At 58.1% G+C, this 19,789-nt stretch carries 18 protein-coding genes; 10 read left to right on the top strand and 8 right to left on the bottom strand.

The features are described 5' to 3' along the window. Positions 1-275: 275 nt before the first annotated feature. A complete protein-coding gene (locus ACYVIT_RS16460) occupies positions 276-1,472 on the bottom strand; it encodes an ABC transporter substrate-binding protein (RefSeq protein WP_415805845.1) in 1,197 nt (398 codons plus the stop codon). A gap of 257 nt (positions 1,473-1,729) precedes the next feature. Between ACYVIT_RS16460 and ACYVIT_RS16455 the strand changes: the two genes are divergently transcribed. From ACYVIT_RS16455 to ACYVIT_RS16425, 7 genes are all read left to right on the top strand, one after another. Continuing rightward, positions 1,730-3,070, top strand: coding sequence for an aromatic ring-hydroxylating dioxygenase subunit alpha (locus ACYVIT_RS16455; RefSeq protein WP_415805844.1), 1,341 nt, complete (start codon positions 1,730-1,732; stop codon positions 3,068-3,070). Next, on the top strand, positions 3,057-3,593 hold the full coding sequence (locus ACYVIT_RS16450; RefSeq protein ID WP_415805843.1) for an aromatic-ring-hydroxylating dioxygenase subunit beta: 537 nt from the start codon (positions 3,057-3,059) through the stop codon (positions 3,591-3,593). Before ACYVIT_RS16455 ends, ACYVIT_RS16450 begins: the two co-directional genes overlap by 14 nt. Beyond that, positions 3,590-4,192, top strand: a complete 603-nt coding sequence (locus ACYVIT_RS16445; protein ID WP_415805842.1) for a cysteine hydrolase family protein — start codon at positions 3,590-3,592, stop codon at positions 4,190-4,192. The genes ACYVIT_RS16450 and ACYVIT_RS16445 overlap by 4 nt, the downstream gene beginning before the upstream one ends. A gap of 2 nt (positions 4,193-4,194) precedes the next feature. Next, positions 4,195-5,040 (top strand): SDR family oxidoreductase, encoded by an 846-nt coding sequence (locus tag ACYVIT_RS16440; protein ID WP_415805841.1) that lies wholly within the window; start codon positions 4,195-4,197, stop codon positions 5,038-5,040. A 99-nt stretch (positions 5,041-5,139) separates the two neighbouring features. Beyond that, positions 5,140-6,333: an AraC family transcriptional regulator gene (locus ACYVIT_RS16435; RefSeq protein WP_415805840.1), complete on the top strand. Its 1,194-nt coding sequence runs from the start codon at positions 5,140-5,142 to the stop codon at positions 6,331-6,333. Between the two features lie 147 nt (positions 6,334-6,480). Next, a complete protein-coding gene (locus ACYVIT_RS16430) occupies positions 6,481-8,076 on the top strand; it encodes a phytoene desaturase family protein (RefSeq protein ID WP_415805839.1) in 1,596 nt (531 codons plus the stop codon). 84 nt (positions 8,077-8,160) lie between these two features. Next, positions 8,161-8,943: a cyclase family protein gene (locus tag ACYVIT_RS16425; RefSeq protein ID WP_415805838.1), complete on the top strand. Its 783-nt coding sequence runs from the start codon at positions 8,161-8,163 to the stop codon at positions 8,941-8,943. A 75-nt stretch (positions 8,944-9,018) separates the two neighbouring features. Here ACYVIT_RS16425 and ACYVIT_RS16420 read toward each other — a convergent pair whose 3' ends face one another. After that, positions 9,019-9,942, bottom strand: a complete 924-nt coding sequence (locus ACYVIT_RS16420; RefSeq protein ID WP_415805837.1) for a LysR family transcriptional regulator — start codon at positions 9,940-9,942, stop codon at positions 9,019-9,021. Between the two features lie 114 nt (positions 9,943-10,056). Here ACYVIT_RS16420 and ACYVIT_RS16415 point away from each other — a divergent pair, with 114 nt between their 5' ends. The 3 genes from ACYVIT_RS16415 (at position 10,057) to ACYVIT_RS16405 (ending at position 13,633) form a co-directional block, all read left to right on the top strand. Then, positions 10,057-11,112: a hydroxymethylglutaryl-CoA lyase gene (locus ACYVIT_RS16415; protein ID WP_415805836.1), complete on the top strand. Its 1,056-nt coding sequence runs from the start codon at positions 10,057-10,059 to the stop codon at positions 11,110-11,112. A 217-nt stretch (positions 11,113-11,329) separates the two neighbouring features. Next, positions 11,330-12,469, top strand: coding sequence for a CaiB/BaiF CoA transferase family protein (locus ACYVIT_RS16410; protein WP_415806030.1), 1,140 nt, complete (start codon positions 11,330-11,332; stop codon positions 12,467-12,469). Between the two features lie 105 nt (positions 12,470-12,574). Then, complete coding sequence (locus ACYVIT_RS16405) at positions 12,575-13,633, top strand: tripartite tricarboxylate transporter substrate binding protein (RefSeq protein ID WP_415805835.1); 1,059 nt, start codon at positions 12,575-12,577, stop codon at positions 13,631-13,633. A gap of 88 nt (positions 13,634-13,721) precedes the next feature. Here ACYVIT_RS16405 and ACYVIT_RS16400 read toward each other — a convergent pair whose 3' ends face one another. The 6 genes from ACYVIT_RS16400 to ACYVIT_RS16375 form a co-directional block, all read right to left on the bottom strand. After that, the gene (locus tag ACYVIT_RS16400) at positions 13,722-15,107 is read right to left on the bottom strand and encodes an amidase (protein WP_415805834.1); all 1,386 of its coding nucleotides are present in this window, start codon (positions 15,105-15,107) and stop codon (positions 13,722-13,724) included. Positions 15,108-15,147: 40 nt separating this feature from the next. Next, complete coding sequence (locus tag ACYVIT_RS16395; protein WP_415805833.1) at positions 15,148-15,873, bottom strand: ABC transporter ATP-binding protein; 726 nt, start codon at positions 15,871-15,873, stop codon at positions 15,148-15,150. A 5-nt stretch (positions 15,874-15,878) separates the two neighbouring features. Beyond that, entirely contained in the window at positions 15,879-16,595 is a 717-nt protein-coding gene (locus ACYVIT_RS16390; RefSeq protein WP_415805832.1) for an ABC transporter ATP-binding protein, read from the bottom strand. Beyond that, positions 16,573-17,526 (bottom strand): branched-chain amino acid ABC transporter permease, encoded by a 954-nt coding sequence (locus tag ACYVIT_RS16385; RefSeq protein WP_415805831.1) that lies wholly within the window; start codon positions 17,524-17,526, stop codon positions 16,573-16,575. The genes ACYVIT_RS16390 and ACYVIT_RS16385 overlap by 23 nt, the downstream gene beginning before the upstream one ends. Beyond that, positions 17,523-18,407 carry a branched-chain amino acid ABC transporter permease gene (locus ACYVIT_RS16380; protein WP_415805830.1) on the bottom strand — a complete coding sequence of 295 codons (885 nt, stop codon included), beginning with the start codon at positions 18,405-18,407 and terminating at the stop codon, positions 17,523-17,525. The genes ACYVIT_RS16385 and ACYVIT_RS16380 overlap by 4 nt, the downstream gene beginning before the upstream one ends. 119 nt (positions 18,408-18,526) lie before the next feature. After that, positions 18,527-19,633, bottom strand: a complete 1,107-nt coding sequence (locus ACYVIT_RS16375; RefSeq protein ID WP_415806029.1) for an ABC transporter substrate-binding protein — start codon at positions 19,631-19,633, stop codon at positions 18,527-18,529. Between the last annotated feature and the right edge of the window lie 156 nt (positions 19,634-19,789).

Below are 19,789 nucleotides of genomic sequence, written 5' to 3'. Positions count from 1 at the left end.
GTCGGACGCCTTCGCGTCCGACACCGCTTCGTCAACCTCGTCGCTACGCTCCTTCGGTTTCCCTCGCTCGATCCCAAGGCGCCCTCACGCGGCCACTGCACAGCCTCGACTCATAGCGTCTCGAGATTGCTGCGTCTCAAGATGGGTCTCAATATCGCTGCGTTTCAGGATTGATGCGTTTCGAGATTCGAGCGTCTCAAGATTGATGCGTTTCGAGATTAGCAGCGTCTCAAGAATTGATGCGCTCAGTATTTGCTGCGGGACATTTGGTGGGGTTAAGGCATTTTGCATTCGGCGGCGAAGGCGTCTGCGTGCTGGGTCAGCGTGGTGCCGACGAGTTTGTTTTGCAGTTTGCCATCCGCGGTGCGCTGGACTTGGCGCATGTAGATGTCCTGGATCGGATATTGGTTGGTGTTGAATTTGAAGCTGCCGCGGATGGATTGAAAGTCTGCGGCTTTCAGGGCTTGCCTGAAGGCGGCTTTGTCCTGCATCTTGCCGCCGACTTTGCGTACGGCGCTGTTGATGAGCATGGCGGTGTCGTAGGCTTGGGCGGCGTACATGGTGGGTGTGCGCCCGTAGGATTTTTCAAAGTCGGCGACGAATTTCTTGTTGGCGGGGTTGTCCAGGTCGGCGGCCCATTGCGAGGCGTTGTACAGGCCTTCCATGGCGTCACCGACGGCACGGATGGTGTCGACGTCGGCAGAGAAACCCGGGGTGAGAATGGCCATTTGCTTGTCCATGCCGGCCGCGCCCATCTGCTTGATGAAGTTCACGCCCAGGCCGCCCGGCAGGAACAGGAATACGGCGTCGGGTTTGGTGGCGCGCAGTTGCGCCAGTTCGGCGGAAAAGTCGAGTTGGCTGAGTTTGGTGTAGACCTCGTCGGCGATGGTGCCTTTGTAGAGGCGTTTGAAGCCATCCAGCGATTCGCGTCCGCCAGGGTAGTTGGGGGCGATGAGGGCGACGCTTTTGTAGCCTTTTTCGGTCGCGAATTTGCCCATGGCGGCGGGGATGTCTTCGTTCTGCCAGGCGACGGCGTAGAAGCGCGGGTCGCATTTTGCGCCGGCGTAGTCTTTGGGGCCTGTGTTTACCGATAGATAGACCGTGTCGCTGCGCAGGATTTCAGGCAGCACGGGCAACAGGACATTCGAGAACACGACGCCGGTCACCACATCGACTTTGTCGCGTTTGAGAAAGCGCTCGACCGCGCGGCGTGCGGTTTGCGGGTCTTGGTGGTCGTCCTCGATTTCCAGTTCAACGGGCACGCCGCCGAGTTTGCCGCCTGCATGCTCTACGGCGAGGTTGAAGCCGTCGCGTATTTCATTGCCCAACGCGCTGCCGGGGCCGGACAGCGTGGTCAGCAGGCCGATTTTGACGGCGTCTTCTGCTTGGGCGGGACAGAATGCCAGGCTGGCGATCAGGGCGGCAGCGGTCGCTGTGGCGCGCACGCGTGGAAAGGAGGCAGCTTTGCTCATGGTGTCGGGTCCAGGTTTGTGGCACTGCAATACGCCGGCGGAAGTCGCCAAGCCTCGTGCAGATTGTGCGCAAACCCGTGGCGGCGGACTATCCGATTTTGGCGGGTTCGCGCTCAGTCTTGTCCGTATCGTGCAGCGAGGCGCATTTTTGCCAAACGTGGATACCGGATTGCGAACTCTGGCTATTTTGTGGACCAGGATGTCTCTAGATTGTCGGGTATCTGGTGTTAGGTCTCTGGACCTTTTGGGAGATTGCGATGACGCTTTCCAATGAAGCACTGGCCGAGTTGGTCCGGCCGGATAGCGTAAACAAGCGGGTATATACGGACCCGGACATCTTTAACCTGGAAATGAAGCGCATCTACGGCAAGGCCTGGATTTATGTCGGGCACGAAAGCCAGGTGCCCAATACCGGTGACTATCACACGACACGAATTGGTGATCAGGATGTCATCATGGTGCGCAGTACAGGCGGTGCCGTGCACGTGCTGTACAACCGATGTCCGCACAAGGGCGCCAAGCTGCTGGCCGATGGGGATGGCAATACCGGCAAGTTCTTTCGCTGTCCGTACCATGCGTGGACCTACAAACTGGACGGCAAGTCATTGGCGGTGCCGTTAAAGAATGCCATGGAGGGCACTTGCTACGATCCTGCGCATCCCGATTTTTCGATGAGGAAAGTCGCCCGGGTCGAGAGCTATCGTGGCTTTGTGTTTGCGAGCCAGTCGGCCGAGGGGCCGGATCTGCGCAGCTTTCTCGGGGGTGTGATCTCGTCGATCGACAATATGTGCGACCGCTCGCCGATAGGCGAAGTCGAGGTGGCAGGCGGGGTGTTCCGCGTACTGCAGCCCTCAAACTGGAAGGTGTTTTACGAGAATCTGCACGACACCATGCATGCACGGGTGACGCACGAGTCCTCGTTTCAGGCAGCGCGCGACGAGGCCGCGGTGTTGGGCGAAATGCCGTTTGAGCTGTTGATCATGGACGGCAATGGCGAGCCCTACGAGTTCTGGGAAAAGCTGGAACTGCGTGCCTATGACAATGGTCACGGCTATATGGAGGGCATCTTCGATCCCGCCGCGGCGACGCGTGATCCTGTGTCGCGCGCGCATTTCGAGTCCTTGTCCTCGGTACACGGCGAGACACGCGCGCGTGAAATCCTGGGGATGAACCGGCACAACACCATTATCTATGGCAGCGGCTCGCCGCATACGGTGTTTCAGCAGTTTCGTGTGATACGCCCGATGGCGGTCAATCGCACGATGGTAGAAATTCAGACCTTTCGCTTGAAAGGTGCGCCGGATGGCGTGTTTGACCGGGCGCTGACCTATGCGAACGTGATCAATTCTCCCTCATCCAATGTCATGCCCGATGATGTCGAGGTCTACAAGCGTTGCCAGGAGGGCAACCAGACCGACGGGGGCGATTGGGTCAGCCTGCATCGCTACATGGGTACCGACAAGGTTCTGCCGGATGGCATGGTGTCCACCAATGGCACCAGCGAATTGCCCATGCGTAATCAGTTCAAGGCATGGCGCCAGTACATGCTGGAGACCGGATCAGAACATATCCAAGGAGCGGGCCGTGCTGTTGCTTGATCGTAATTTTGATGTCTCGGTAACGCCCGTGTCGCCCGCCGCGTTGAGCGCCGACGAAATACGCGGTGTGGAGCAGTTTTTGTTCCAGGAAGTCCAGTATCTGGATGACCGGGATTTTGAGGCGTGGCTCGCGTTGTGGGACGAGGATGGCCGGTACTGGGTTCCCCGGTTTGAACACCAGGCGAATCCCTTTGAACAGGTGTCGTTGTTCTGGGAAGACAAAATGCTGCGCGAGGTGCGGGTCAAGCGATTGAGCAACGCCCGCAACTGGTCGCAGCAGCCACCTACGCGATGTTCGCATCTGGTGGGCAACGTGGCGGTCAAGGGCTTGGACTCGGCAGGGCATCTGATCGTGCGTTCCAGCGTGCACCATACCGAGTGGCGCGGCGAACAGCGGCATCTGGCAGGGACCGTGCATCACAAGTTGGTGCGCGATGGAGCGGGAGGATGGCGCATCCGTCTCAAACGTGTCGATCTGGTCAATTGCGATAGCGTGTTTGCGAACCTCGAGGTCTTTATATGAGCCGAGTCCCGACGGCGTTGCTGGCGCTGCACTATCAGAACGAGGTATTGCATCCCGACGGGCTGATCCGTGTGGGGATTGCCGACGACGAGGTGCGCACAGCGTTGATCGAACGGGCGTCGGCGTTGTTGGCTGAGGCGAGGCTCCGCGATTGGTTGTTAGTGCATGTGCGTATCGCCTTTCGGCCCGACTATGCAGACATGCCGCGCAATATTCCGATTTTTTTGCGGACCGAAGCCCTCGGTGCGGTAAAGGACGGAGAGTGGGGCGCGGAGTTTTATCCGTCACTGGCGCCACTGAGCAGCCGGCGTGAGTTTGCCTTGAAGCACACCAGCATCAGTGCGTTTCGTGGCACGGCGTTGGATCAACTGCTGAGGTCGCATGGCATTGTGCGTGTGATGGCGGCGGGAGTTGCCACGCATTCGGTGGTCGAAGGCACTGTGCGCGACGCTGCGGAGTCGGGCTACGAGGTCACTGTTGTTGCGGATGCCTGTGCCGCAGCGGCTCGTGCGACGCACGAGGCCGCATTGGCATCGATGGCGTTGATGGCGCAGGTGACCACGGTTCAAGAGCTGATCGCATCAGCGGAAAAGGAATGATCATGGAGCAGCACATTGCGCCTGCACAGATTTCTGGCAACGTCCCCGCCCGCTTGGCGGGAAAAGTGGCACTGGTGACCGGCGGCACGCAAGGACTCGGGGCCGACGTGGCCCGCCAGCTCGCCGCTGCGGGCGCCGAGAGAGTCTTTGTCGTGGGGCGGGGCAAGCAGGCCGGCGAGGACGTGGCGGCCTCGCTGGGCGGGGCCGGCGTGGCGATAGAGGCCGATATCACCGACGACACGGCATTGGCCCGTTGCGTGCAGATCGCAACCGGCTATGCCGGCCGCATCGATATCCTGGTCAACTGCGCTGCCGCGTATGACGACGCAGGGCTGGCCTCGACGCGTGAGCAGTGGCTCAGCACCCTGAATGTGAACCTGATCTCGGCGGCCATACTGACACAGATGGTCACACCACATATGCCGCGTGGCGGCGTCGTGATCAATATGGGCAGCATCGGCGGCAAATTCGGCGCGGCAGGGCGAGCCATTTACCCTGCCTCGAAAGCCGCGCTGCTGCAGATCACCAAGAATTTCGCGGTTACCTTGGCGCCAGCGGGGATTCGGGTGTTGTCGGTTTCTCCCGCCTGGACCTGGTCGCCGATGCTGGCGCAGATGAGCCAGGGGTCCATTGAGCGGGCCGATCAGGTCGGAGCAGCCTTGCATCCTCTGGGCCGTGTCGGCCGAGGCGAGGAAATCGGCAAAGCGGTGGTTTTCGCGGTCAGCGACGAGGCCTCGTGGATGACGGGAACGGATCTGGCCGTCGATGGGGGATTCAGTTGTCTGGGTCCCGATCAGGGGATGTCCGCCAGACGTTGGTTCGAGACGGCGCCACGGAACACGGACTAGGGATTTGCACGAATAGTTTAGGGCTAAACTAAGCGTTATCGTCGGATGTTTCATGGCACGCGCTGCCTGATTCAGACTTTATGCATCCGGGGGGAACGCATGATGGACGTCAGATGGAATCTGGATTTATCTAAGATTTATCGTGCCCCGATATTCCAGACGCGTTCGGCCAGAGACGCGCAATACCAGCTCAGCCGCCAGTTGGTTGACCACGGCTTACGGTGGTTTCCGGGCGAGGTGTCGGCCTCGTTGTATCGCCGCGAACTGAATCGCATCAGCCTGATGATTTTGCAATATGGCACTGAGGTCGAGGTTTCGCCCTTGACGTTCGAGGATTTCACCCTCGTGCAGATGCCGCTCAAGGGCGCGGTGCAGATCGAGTCTGCGGGTACCTGTATTCGGGTCGTTCCTGGCGAGGTCGCGGTGGTCCCGCGTGGATGCCCGGTACGTTTGCTATGGGAGCCTGGATGCGAGCAACTCATTTTGCGTTTGCCGGATAGTCTTTTGGCCGATGCTGGCGACACACCTCATGGCGTAGCGTCATTGGCCGGCGCCCGTCTGCCGTCCGGCCTGGCCGCTGGCGTCCATTGGTGCCAGGAGCGCACGAGAGAGGCCCCTGGCTCGCATCGCGGCATGGCGGTTCCTCTGGCGGGCAGCTCCAAACCGAACTGGACGGACTCCGTCTACAAAATCCGGGCGGATCTGATTGATCCTTGGATCGGGATGCTGCAGCAGGCGGTGAGCTTGTTGCCGGCAGGGAATACGCACTTGCTGCATCCTGCATGGCTGAACCAGTTCGAGCAAACACTGGCAGGATTCGTCTATGCCCATCAGCCGACCGTATTGAAGGCCGCCGAGCGGTTCGATGATGGCGGGCCCGATGAGGTGACGCCCGGATATCGTGCTGGACAATGCTCGCAACTGGACCGGCTGGAGGACTATATTCGCAGCCGGCTGTTTGCGCCGCTTTCGCTGGCAGATCTGGCCCGCGCCGCGGGCGTCACCGCGCGGACGCTGAACGTCGTGTGTCATCGGCACCGTGGTGTCGCGCCGATGACGCTAGTGCGCAATCTGCGGCTGGATGCGGCCCGCCAGCGTCTGTTATCAGGCTTGCCCGTCAGCATCACCGAGGTGGCCATGGAGTATGGGTTTGGACATTTGGGCCGATTCTCCGCCTACTACCGTGAGCGTTTTGGAGAGCTGCCCAAGCAAACCGGTCGCGCGCTGAAAGAGGCGCAATGTGCCCAGTCGCCACAATTGGACTCACGGCGTCTTGCTGCCATGGCATCGTGAGGGCAAAACTGGATAACCCTTTGCGTTTTGCGGATAGTTTGCCTGGATCGAGGACGCCATGATTGAGGGCATCAGGCCAGCTGTCATCGCCGGCCGCAACGTCTCTTTCAGCCTCGGCAATCACGCCGGGGATTTTCGGAACCTCTGATGGCGCCATCCTCTGATCCTGTATTCGATGTCATCGTCGTAGGCAGCGGCATAAATTCCCTGGTGTGCACGGCGCTGCTCGCGCGCAGCGGCCGCCGGGTGTTGATGCTGGAGCGCGAGGCGCAATTGGGCGGCTGCATCCGGACCGACGAGTTGACCTTGCCCGGCTTTCACCATGACACCTTGTCGACTGCTCATCCGCTGTTCATGGTGGGGCCAGCGTATGCCGCGCTGGGAAAGGCGCTGCACGAAGCCGGGCTGGAATACTGCAACACATCGCAGCCGACGGCGGTATTGCTGCCGGATGGCCGGCATCTGACTTTGTCGACGTCGCACGAACAAAATCGGGCGGCATTCGAACAGGCACACGCCGGCGACGGGCAAGCGTACGCAGCGGCGCTGGCCAACGTGCAGGCGAACGCACCGCTGGTCTTTGGCTTGCTCGGCAATGCGTTGTGGCGCTTGAAGACGCTGCGCACCGTAGCAGGGGTGGCCTGGAAGCAGGGGCCACGTCATCTGGTCGGATTTATGGGCAGATCACTTACCCCTGCGTCGTCATGGTTGCGTCAGGACTTTAAATCCGATTTGACGGCGGCATTGCTGGCGCCGTGGGTGCTGCACTGCGGTCTGAGCCCGGATGCACCGCTGTCCTCATTGATGGCGCAGGTCGTGGCGATGACACTGGAGGGAGTCGGTTTGCCTATCGTAAAAGGCGGTAACGCCAATACGGTGCGGGCGTTCGAACGGTTGATCCGTGACGCGGGCGGCGCGATTGAAACACAGGCCGATGTCGTCAAGGTGTGCGTGGAACAGGACCGAGCGGCCGGGGTGGCGTTGGCCGATGGCCGCGTCTACCGTGCGGCCAACGTGGTGTGCAACGTGACCCCGACCCAGTTGTATGGGCGCCTGTTGGACGAGGCTGAGGTGCCTGACGCAGTGAGGGCCGAGGCACGGGCCTGGCGCTATGGCAAAGGCAACATGCAGATTCATCTGGCCTTGGACGAGGCGCCACAGTGGAACGTCGAGGCTTTACGAGACGTCGGCTATGTTCACATCACCAGCGGTGTCGATGCGGTGTCCAGGGCGGTGAACGAGGCCGAACGGGGTCTGCTGCCCGCTGCGCCGACGATTTGCGTGGCGCAGCCGACCGTGTTGGACCCAACTCGGGCGCCACTCGGCAAACATATTTTGTGGGTGCAACTGCCGGAATGCCCGCGTCATCCAGTGGACGACGCATTAGGCGCGCTGACGATTCCCGAGCCGGGAAACTGGACCGTTGCATTGCGCGAGGCGTATGCCGATCGCATCATCGACACGTTGGCGCAGCATATCCCGAATCTGCGTCGCAGCCTGTTGGGGCGTGCCGTGTTGTCGCCGGCAGATCTGGCGGCGATGAATATCAACCTGGTTGGCGGCGATCCCTATGGCGGGGATTGTGGCCTGGATCAATCCTTCTTTTGGCGTCCCTCTCGCGTGAATCGCAATCACTCGACATCAGTGCAGGGGCTATGGCACATTGGTGCGTCCACGCATCCGGGGCCAGGGCTGGGAGGCACATCCGGTTTTCACGTGGCGAGCGCGTTGGGGGCAACGTGACGCCGTTTTTTTTCAGTTCGTGCGTGCGCCGATGATGCGGGCCCATGAGCAGACGAATCGCAGATATTTGGATAGGAGTTCAACATGACCGTTTCAATGACGCAGTTCGCCCAGGACGTCGCGAGCGGGGCGTTGCGTATCGTCGATCTGACGCACACGCTGTCGCCCGAGTTTCCCGCCCTGCAGCTGCCTGCACAGTTTGCCCAGGTCAGCGCATTCAAGATCGAACGCATCTCTCAGTATGACGAGGCCGGCCCGGGTTGGTACTGGAATAACTTCACCTGTGGCGAACATACCGGCACCCATCTGGATGCCCCCGTGCATTGGGTCACGGGAAAGGACTATCCCTCGAATACCGTCGAGACGATGGATCCCCAGCGCTTTGTCGGGCAGGCGTGTGTGATCGACGCCAGTGCTCAGGCGGCGCAAGACGAGGATTTTGTGCTGACGGTGGAGTTTCTGCAGCAGTGGGAAAGTCAGCACGGACGGATAGGCGAAGACGAATGGGTGTTGCTACGCACGGATTGGCATAAACGTATGCCTGATGCGGCCGCCTTTTTGAACGTGCGCGAAGACGGCGCCCACACACCCGGCCCGTCACAGGAAGCTGTCCAATGGCTGATCGATGCGCGCAATGTGCGAGGATTCGGGGTCGAGACGATCAATACTGATGCGGGTCAATCCTATGCGTGGCCGATGCCTTTCCCATGCCATACGCTGATGCACGGTGCGAACAAATTGGGTTTGCAGTGCCTGACCAACCTGAATCAGTTGCCCGCACGCGGAGCATTGATTGTGGCTGCGCCGTTGAAGATTCAGAACGGATCGGGATCGCCGCTGCGGGTGTTCGCAGTAACTCCGGCGTGATCATCGGGACAGGAGCGAGCCGGCCCGTGATCATTCAACAGCATCCATACTGTCCATTGTTCTGATCGAGCGACGTTATGGAGCCGGCTCGTTCAATGGCGTTTTGGCGGCTTGCTCCAGATGCGTCAACAACAAGCGGGCTGCGCCAGATAGCGAGGCTTCGTCGCGCGTGACTAAGGCAAAGCGCCGATAGGCCCAGTCATCGGTCAGATCGATAATGCGCAATCCGTTCGCTCTGGCATAAGGCTCGGCAATCTCTCGTGGGGATACGCTGATGGCGAGGTTGGCGCGCACCACCCGAAAAGCCGAGTCCAGGTTCGAGACTGTGACGCGGTGCCGCAGTATTTTCCCGGCGCGAGAGGCCGCCTGTTGCAGCATGAGCAGGACAGCACTGGCCGGCGGCATGTTGACGTGTTCGTAGTCGAGCGTCTCGGCAAAACTGATAGTGTGATGCGCCGCGATCGGATGGGAGGGATGGGCGACGATGGCCAGACGGTCGCTGCGATAAGGCCGGGTCTGCAGTTCATCAAAATCCGCCGCGTCCCAACAGATACCTAGCGAGGCTACGCCATCGCGTATCCCGCGTATCAAATCTCGGGTCACGCGTTCTTCGAGCTCGATCTTGATGTCGCGGTGTTGCGGGTCCTGCAGAAACACGGCGATGTCCTCGGCGAGTGACTCTGCCAACGCCGAGGCCGACGCCAAAATGCGGACATTACCGCGTATACCGGACGCATACGCCGACATATCCCGATCGATCCGTTCCGCACTGGCCAGCATGTCGCGGGCGTGTTCGAGCAAGGTCTGGCCGGCCACGGTCGGCTCGACGCCATGGCGCCGCCTCGTCAGGAGCCGTACTCCTACCGTTTCTTCGAGCTGGGCCAGCCGTTTACTGATGGCCGAGCCGACAATATTGGATTGCTCGCCCGCGCGGGCAATGTTGCGCGTTTCGCAGACGCGTACGAATAGGCGCAGGGTGGTGATGTCCAGGTCGCGCATGGTGGGATCGTTATAGATATTCTGCTTTGGAACTTTTAGGGTTCCAAATTACCACTTTTTTAATTTTGAGGAATATCTAAACTGAGACCGTTTCGATTACGGTGTTACAGCCTCATGACCCGACATACCCGCAACCCACAGGCAGGGCAGTCGTCTGCGCCATTGCCGCAGTCGGACTCAACCGTTTCCCGCAGTGCCACGGCATCACCCTGGCCCGCCCGCGCAGTCGTGCGTGAGGTGGGATTGCGCGATGGACTGCAAAGCATCTCGCTCGTCCTGCCGACACAGCAAAAGCAACAATGGATATGCGCCGCCTATGACGCGGGACAACGGGAAATCGAGGTCGGCTCCTTTGTTCCTGCGCGCCTGTTGCCGCAATTGGCGGATACCGCCGAGCTGGTACGGTTTGCCAAGACGCTGCCGGGGTTGTTCGTATCCGTGCTGGTGCCCAATCTGATCGGTGCGCAGCGGGCGATGGACGAGCAGGCCGACATGATGTTGATGCCGTTGTCTGCCAGTCACGCGCACAGCGTGGCAAATCTACGCAAAACGCCGAAAGAGGCTATTGCCGAGGTGGCGCGTATGCGTGCAGAGCGAGATGCCAGAGGGTCTCGTACGCGTTTGGAGGTCGGCATCGGTACGGCATTTGGCTGTACGTTGCAGGGCAGGGTGGAGCCTGATGACGTATTAGCGCTGCTGCAGGATGCGCTCGATGCGGGAGCCGACCAGGTCAGTCTGGCCGATACGGTAGGACATGCCGATCCGGCCTCCGTGCTGGCGTTGTTCAGGGCTGCTCGCGATGTAGCGGGGAATCGTCTGTGCTGCGGTCATTTTCACGATACGAGGGGGCTAGCGCTGGCAAATGTGATTGCTGCATTGCAAACCGGCATCGAACGCTACGACGCCAGCCTCGCCGGTATCGGGGGCTGCCCGCATGCGCCGGGCGCCAGCGGCAATGCTGCGACTGAAGACCTCGTCTACATGTTGCAGACCATGCATATCCAGACAGGCATAGATTTGCCGCGTCTGCTTACGCTGCGCGAGCAGGTGGCGGGCTGGTTGGCCGGAGAGCCGCTACACGGTACGTTGTGGCGGGCGGGGATTCCTGAGCATCAGGCGCAGGCGTTTTCTTCATCAATTCAGGCACGAGCATCGTCGGCGTTGATTTGATACGCCGTTGCGATCATGACGAGCCAACAATTTTTTGGAAATAGACATGCAGCAACCCAGTGGCACTTCATCCTTTGACATGGCAGCGTCGTCCGGTACGACGGCATCACGTGACGATGCGACCGGCTCTGACGCAGTGACATCGTCGGCGGACGGTCGCCAGGCGGCGCCACGTGCATTGCCGCTGCAAGGGCTGCGTGTCGTCGAGTTTACGCACATGGTCATGGGCCCAACGTGCGGCATGGTGCTGGCCGACCTGGGTGCAGAAGTCATCAAAGTCGAGCCCGTGGGCGGTGACCGTACGCGCCATTTGCTGGGCGCGGGCGCAGGGTTTTTCCCGCTATTCAATCGCAACAAGAAAAGCATCGAGCTCGATCTGCACGATCCCGAGGGCGCCGAGGCAGCGCGCCGTTTGGCGGCCAGCGCCGATGTCGTGGCCGAGAACTTCAAACCGGGCACGATGGCCAAATATGGCCTGGACTACGCGTCCCTGAATCGCGTGAATCCCCGCATCATTTACGTGAGCCACAAGGGCTTTTTGCCAGGCCCATACGAATTGCGCACTGCCTTGGACGAGGTGGTGCAGATGATGGGCGGACTGGCCTATATGACCGGCAGGCCGGGCGACCCCTTGCGCGCAGGCACCAGTGTCAATGACATCATGGGCGGGATGTTCGGCGCGATCGGTGCGATGGCCGCATTGATCCAGCGCGGTATCACCGGGCGCGGCCAGGAGGTGCAGTCGGCTCTGTTTGAAAACAACGTGTTCCTGGTCGGCCAGCATATGCTGCAGTATGCGATCACGGGCAAGGCGGCATCACCCATGCCGGAGCGTATCTCCGCCTGGGCGCTCTATGACGTCTTTACGGTGAAAGACGATGAGCAGATTTTCCTGGCGGCAGTCAGTGACGCGCAATGGCGCACGTTTTGCGATGCATTTGGTTTTGATGATTTGAAATCCGCTGCGCACCTGGCCACTAATAATGATCGCGTCATTGCGCGACCCACGTTATTGCCTGAACTGCGCGAGCGTCTGAAAAACTATAGCGCCAGTGAGCTCTCTGCGATTTTCGAAGCGCAAGGGCTGCCTTTTGCACCCATTGTGAAACCCGAAGAGCTCTATGACGATCCGCATCTGCGCGCGACGGGCGGTTTAGCGGAAATCCGTCTGCCGGACGGTGATCGTGCTGGTGAAATGACCCGCACGACGCTATTTCCGCTAACGCTGGATGGCCAGCGTCTGGGCGTACGACTGGACCCACCCAGACAGGGAGAACACACGACCGAGTTGTTGACCGATCTCGGGTACGACGAACAGAAAATCGCCGAGCTCAAAGCGCGAAAGGCTGTGGGATAAGCTTTTGCTCAGTGAATGGGCACATAGGGCAGGGCCCTGCCAGCCGTAGGGTGGCAAGATCCTTCGATAGAGAGGACGGCAGGGTTGAAAAACGACGGAGGTGACATGAAAAAATCAAAAGACATACTGAATAAAACCGGCGATAACGGCATCAAACTCGCGAACAATCTCTGTTCTACGCAGCAAACCGGATGGTCGCGCCGCCAGATACTGATGCATATGGGGGCGGGCCTGGCTGCCTTGGCTGCGCCCGGACTGCTGCGTGCCCAAAGCGATCGGCCGATCAAATTCATTTTGCCGGTGGGTGTCGGCTCGGGCGTCGATACCATTACGCGCAGTGCCTCGGAGGCGCTATCGCGCGCGTTCGGACATACCGTAGTGGTGGAGAATCAACCAGGCGCCGGTGGCATCGTAGGCACCTCCGCATTGGTGAGGTCCCCCGCAGACGGTTATACGCTCAGCGTAGTATCGAACAACCATGTGATTTTTCCCAGCGTATACAAGTCCCTGCCATTCGATCCGCTGGCCGACATCACCCCGATCTCAGTGGTGGGCACATCACCCCTGGTGCTGGTCACCAATCCTGCACGGATCAACGCCCAGACCGCGCCCGAGTTGATTGCGCTCTTGAAAGCGCATCCGGATGACTACAACTACGCCTCGTCAGGTAATGGCACCATTCTGCAATTGGCCGTAGAAATGTTCCTGCTGCAAAGCGGCACAAAGGCGCGCCATATCCCGTACAAGGGGGTAGGCCCCATGGTGACTGATCTGTTGAGCGGCCAGGTGGACCTGGGCGTGCTGTCGGTGGCGTCGATTCGTTCGCACTTGGAAAGCGGTGCGTTACGGGCCATTGGCTACTGTGGCACCGAGCGCAGCACTGCACTGCCGAATATTCCCACCCTGCGCGAGCAGGGAATGTCCAATTACAACGTCGAAGGTTGGATCGCCGTCGTCGGGCCGGCAAAGCTGCCCGCGGAAAATGTGCAACGCGTGTACCGGGCCTTTACTGAGGCGTTCAACACCCCAGAGGTCAAGGCGGCCATGACGACTCAGGGTAACGTTATTAAACTTATGCCGCCTGATCGCACGAAGGATTTCTTCAAAAGTGAAATGCGGAAATATGCGGAGATTGTAGAGGGCGCGCATATCGAGAAAATGTAGAAAATACTGATGTAGAGCGCACACTGGAACGGCGGCGGGCGTCATCCCCTGATCAAGGGGATAAGGGCTGCCGCTCAACGTCAAAAAATCAAGCTTGCTGAGCAAGCGATGCTTCGACTTCGACCGCTATTTCCAACAGTTTTTCATCGGCGTCAGGAGCAGCCATTAATTGATAACCGATGGGCAGGCCGTCAACAGGCAATGGCAGGGATACGGCGCATAGCCCCAAATAGTTGGCGGGCTGGGTGTTTTGCGTCATGCCCAGGGCCAGTGTCATGCCTTTTTCAGGGTCTTCCAGATCAGACACCAATGGCGCGAAGTCTGCAGTCGTCGGGCTTACCCAGGCATCAAATCCGATGAATCTGTCGGCAACGGCTTTCCTGCTCTCGGTCCTTTTGTCCTCAAGTGCAAGGAATTCATAGGCTTTTACCTCAAGCCCCGACTCTATCCGCTTCGCAATAACGGGATCCATCAGATGCTTTTGCGAGAGAAAATTGTCTTTGCCCAGGATCGACAGCAAGGCGGATGGCATCGAGACGGGGAAATAGCCGGCGCGCTCGGGGGCCTCAGGTACGGCTAGATTTTCAAACAGGCATCCTCTTTCCTGCAGATGCTGATTCGTCTTTTGAAAGGCATTGCGGATCTGCGGATTGACGTTGTCGCCGAAATGGTTTTCAGGAACGCCAAGGCATAGCCGATTCAGGCGGACACCCGATCGGCGAGGCTGATACCCGCAGCCGAACAGAATCGACGATATGGTGTTAAACGCCAGCAACGCGTCTTTGGCTGATCGCGTCAATAGACCGATGGAATCAACCCTCGGATCCAACGGAAATGCACCATCGACAGGCCAGAGACCCGCGGTCGTCTTTAAGCCGAATACGCCATTAAAAGCGGCAGGAACGCGAACCGAACCGCCGGAATCCGTGCCTATGGCAAATGCGCATAGTCCTGCGGCGATGGCTACACCAGAGCCTGAGCTGGAGCCTCCTGGTGCGCGATGGTTCTCCATGTCCGATGCGTTCCAGGGAGTGCCCCGGGGAGAGGAATGGCCGGTGATGCCCAGGCAGAATTCCACTGCCTTGGTCTGTCCCAGAAACACGCAGCCGGCCTTTCTGAGCGCTTTAATGAATGTGCCTTCTTCGGATCCCATGACATCGGGTAGATCGATGTTGGAGCCTACTTTCGGACCAGGCATCTGCGAGATAACGAAGACATCCTTGATCGCAACAGGCACCCCCATCAAGGGGCCCAGGTCCGTTCCCGATTGGATCAACAAATCCATGGCCCGCGCAGTGGCCAATGCTCTATCAGCAGCGACGGTCTCGTATGATCCGAGCTTGGCATCTATTGTCCGGATACGTTCGAGATAGATCTTCGTGACGGCTTCCGAGCTTACCTTTCCTGCGCGGAAGTCCCTTGCAAAGCCCTCCAGGCCGCCCTTGTTAAATGGGTCAAGCGGCAGATCATCCATTGTTTTCGCCTCCGAAAAATCGAATCGTTTGAGTATTGCTCTATAGACCTAAATAAGCTTTCCGAATCATGGGATGGCCCTCCAGCGTAGAAGAGGCACCCTCCAACACCAGTTTGCCGTTTTCCAGAACATAAGTACGGTGGCTGAACTGAAGCACTTGCTTGATGTTTTGCTCGACGAGCAAAACAGGAAAACCGAGATCGGCAATCTGACGGATCGCCTGCATCACCTGTTTGACGTACAAGGGCGATAGACCCAGACTCGGCTCGTCCATGATCAGCAGATCGGGCTCGAGCATCAGCGCTCGGCCGATCGCAACCATCTGTTGTTGCCCTCCGGACAGGGCGCCTGCTGCCATATCGGCAAATTTCTTGATGTCGGGAAACAGGGCGAAAACCTTATCCAGGTTCCTGTTTCTGTTTTTTCGCAGACGAGGAAGATATCCTCCTAGAAGGATATTGTCCTTGACGGTCAGATTGGGAAAGAGCTGCCGGCCCATCGGTACGTGGGCCAAGCCCCGTTCCGCCATTTGGTGAGGTTCCAGTCCGGCGATTTCCTCACCCTTGAATAGAATCTTGCCGTGCCATGGCTTGATCATGCCGGACACCGAACGCAGGATGGTCGATTTGCCGCTGCCATTGCCACCGACCAGGCCGACCAATTCGTTCTTTTTGACTTCAAGAGAGACGTCAAAGACGACCTGCAGCGTTCCGTATCCGAGGCTGACTCCCTCGACTTTCAATACGGCTTCATCTGTGTTGCTCATGTTTATCAGTCCGTTCCCAGATAAGCTTCAATGACTCTTGCGTCGTTAATGACATCCGTAGCGGAACCTTCTGCGATCTTGTTCCCACTGGCCAGGACAATCACATGGTCGGCGAGTTGGATGATCGCCTCCATGATGTGTTCGACCATGACAATCGACATGCCTGTAGTGGTGAGCGTTTGCAGGAACTCGATCATCTCTTTTAGCGCCGGCGGATTCAGGCCCGCCATGATTTCATCCAGAAACAGGACCTGGGGCTCCAGCGCCAGGGCTCGAGCGAGCTCCAGCCGTCGCAATCTCGCCAGATTCAGATCGGACGACAATTGGTTCGCTCTATCGAGCAGGCCCACTTTCTCCAAGGCGGACAGCGCAACCTTTTCGGCATTCTCGCGTTTTGGATGTTTCAGGAATGCCGCAACCAGTACATTTTCGAGCACGGTCAGGTCGTCGTATGGCCGCTCCGTCTGAAAAGTGCGTCCCATGCCATTTCTTGTTCTGAGATAGGGTGGCAGCCTTGTGACGTCTTGCCCCAGAAACGAGACAGTGCCAGAGCGCACGGGAGCAAAGCCGGTCATGGCGTTGAACAGGGTTGATTTCCCCGCTCCGTTCGGCCCGATCAGTCCAAGGATTTTGCCCTTTTCCAGCGAGAGCGAGACGTCATTGACAGCGATCAGGCCGCCAAATTGCACTGTTACGCTGTCAGCCTTGAGCACGGTTTGCATATTGTCTCCTGATCAGCTTGTGGGCGTACTCGCCTACCACGCCGCGTGGCAGAACCAGTATGACGACTAATATCAGCACGCCATAAACCAACATATTGGCTTGTGCAAAGGCCGTTCTGAATATTTCCCCGGATATCACCAGCAGGGCGGCGCCGACGGCCGGCCCCCAGATGGTGCCGCGCCCGCCGATGATCACGGTCAGCGCTATCTGTATGGAAAACAGCAGGTTGAAAATGATGTGGGGCTCTATGAATGACAAGAAGATGCCATAGATCCCGCCACCTAGAGCCGTCATCGTGCCGGACAGGACAAATGCTTTCAGCTTGACGGCGTTGGGATTGATCCCCGCTGCCATCGCGGCTTCTTCGTTGTCCCGGACTGCCTTCAATTGATAACCGAAGCGCCTGCTGGAAATGAATATCGTCACGGCTATCGTGATCGCCGCGTAGAGCAGGGCGAGATAGTATTGGGTTTTCTGATCGAAGAGGTCCACGCCAAATGGCTGCGGCAGAGTATCGATGAACACGCCCGATGCACCGCCGGTCAGCCAGCTCTCATTGATCGCGACGAGTCTGAGAATCTCGGCAATAGCGATGGTGGATAAGCTGAAATAGGGGCCTCGCAGGCCGAATGTCAGCTTCCCCCAGATCAGGGCCATCACGGCTGCCACGGCCATCGCTATCAGTATCGACCACCATGGTGCCAAGCCGAATTGCGCTGACCCAATGGCGACGAAGTAGGCTCCCATGCCGACAAAGCTGGCGTGTCCCAGGCTGAGTTGCCCGGCCCAGCCCCCGAGCAGATTCCATGAGGTGGCCCAACCGGTAAAGAGCAGCACCGAGATACCAACGGTGATATAGGCCGACGACGTGATGGGATAAAGGGCGGCGATGATAATGAGACCGGTAAGAAATAAGAAGTTCTTGTTCATAGTCTTTTCACCGATTTACCAAAGAGGCCTTCGGGTTTGACCAATAGCACGACGACGAACGCCAACAGTCCATACGCATCGCGATAAGCTGAGTCGAGATAGGACGCGCCCATTACTTCCACGATCCCCAGTAGTACGCCGCCGATAATCGCGGCACCAATATTTCCCAGTCCACCCAGCACCGTCACGACAAACGCCTTTAGTGTGAACAGCGCTCCGGTAGTCACCGGAGACGCGAAAAGCAGCGGAATCAACGAGACCCCGGCTGTTACGGCTAACGCCATCCCCAAGCCAAAAACGATGGCCTGAATTCTCTTTGTGTTGATCCCGATCAGTTCTGCGCCTAGCCTGTTCTCTGCCGTTGCTTTGATGGCTCTGCCTACCTCTGTTTTATTTAGCAGGAGATAGAGCGCAACAATGACGGCCAGGGTCGCCAGGCCCGCAAAAAGGAGTACTACCGAAATATTGATGGGGCCTAACGTCAGCGTGCTGGATGAATACGGCACGTTGACCGATTTGGGCTCGCCGCCGAAAGCCAGCAACAAGAGGTTGGCGATGACAAGCGAGAGGCCAAGCGTTGCCAACATCATGGTCTCCGGTTTGGCATCAATGACGCGCGTCAATATGGCTTTCTGGATCAACGCACCAACGAGAAACCCCAATGGAATGGCGGGAATCAGGGTCAAGTAGGGGTCCCATCCGAACGCGTAATTAAGTGTCACGGCGAAGTACATGCCTAGAACCACAAAATCGCCATGCGCAAAATTGATCGTTCTCATCACACCAAAAACCAGCGTAAGTCCGACGCCGATCAAGGCGTAGACAGCGCCGATCAAAATCCCGTTTGAGAGATTCTGAAAAAAGGAAACGTAGTCGATCATGGAGCACCTTTGGCCGATCTACATTGGCCATCAGATTTAGACAGCGATAGCTGCCAGGCAGGCATCGCCGCATATTGGCGTATAGCCAATACGCGGCATTTCTTCTTTATTGTTGTTGATCAGTTGGCGAGTTGTGCTTTCTGCGAAGCAAGATTCTCGGGGAACACGGTCACATGCTTGCCATTCTGAATTTGAATGATCACGCTCTTGATGGGATTTTGTCCCTTGAAGCCGTCGTAGTTTTCGAACTTGACATCAGTGACGGGAGTCTTCAGATCCGTTTTTGTCAGCGCGTCCCGTACTGCATCCCGATCCAGGGATTTCGCTCTACGCAGCGCGTCTGCGGCAACCGTCAAAGCGAGATAGCCCTCCGCTTCATAAAAAGAGGGGTCTTCTTTGGCTTTCTGTTTGAGGCGTTCGTATAGCTCTGGCGTGCCCTCGTATTTGACGTCGGGGCTCCAGCTGACGGCGGAGACAATATTCTCTGACGGATTTCCAACTTGTTGGATGAAGCTCACCATGGACGACGCCGTATCGATCGCTACCACCTTGGTATTAAGCCCGACTTCTTTGATCTGACGGGCAATCGCGATGCCATCGTCGGCATACGAGCTGGTGAGCAGGATATCCGGTTTGGCGGTCCGGAACTTGTTCAGAATCGGCCTGAAATCGGTGGTCCCTTGGTCATAGGCTTGTTTCCCGACGATTTCGTAGCCTCGCTTTTCTGCCTGACGGATGCCTTCTTCACTCATGGACGTAGGCCACGCGCCATTGCCATACATCACCGCGATCTTCTTGATCTCGGGATTATTCTTACGAAGGTTGTCGAAATAGTCGAAATAGGCCTTTGCGACAATCGTAGAGTTATGCTTTGCGCGGAATACCCAATCCGATCCGGGCTTTGTGATCGAATCGTCAGCGCTGCCGAGCACAATCAACGGAATTTTCTGGCGAGTGGCGACCTTGGATATCGGTCCGGTAATGCCGGATGCATAAGAACCGATGATCAATGGAACCTGTTGCTTATTCAGCGATTCGACCGCTGCCAGTGCGCTTTGCGCTTCCGAGCGATCATCCTGAATAATCAGCGCTACTTTTTCGCCGTTGATTCCGCCGTTCGCATTGATTTCTTCCAGGGCGACCTGCATGCCAGTGTTGTACCGCTGGCCGAATGCCGCGAAGTTGCCGGATAGGCTATTGATGACTCCGATCTTTACGTCTGCCATGGCTGACGTGGACAATATAGATGCGCACAGAGCTGCCAAGACGCCGACTTTCAGGGATTTTGTTTTCACTTTCACGCTTGTCTCCAGTACTTATCAAAAAAATGAGTTCATGAAGCATGCATTGATGAAATGACCGTTTCCTACCTCGTGTCAGCC

The sequence above is a fragment of the Bordetella muralis genome (genome assembly GCF_054781015.1).
The sequence above is the reverse complement of the archived record's forward strand: the minus strand, read 5'-3'. Positions and strand labels throughout refer to the sequence as shown.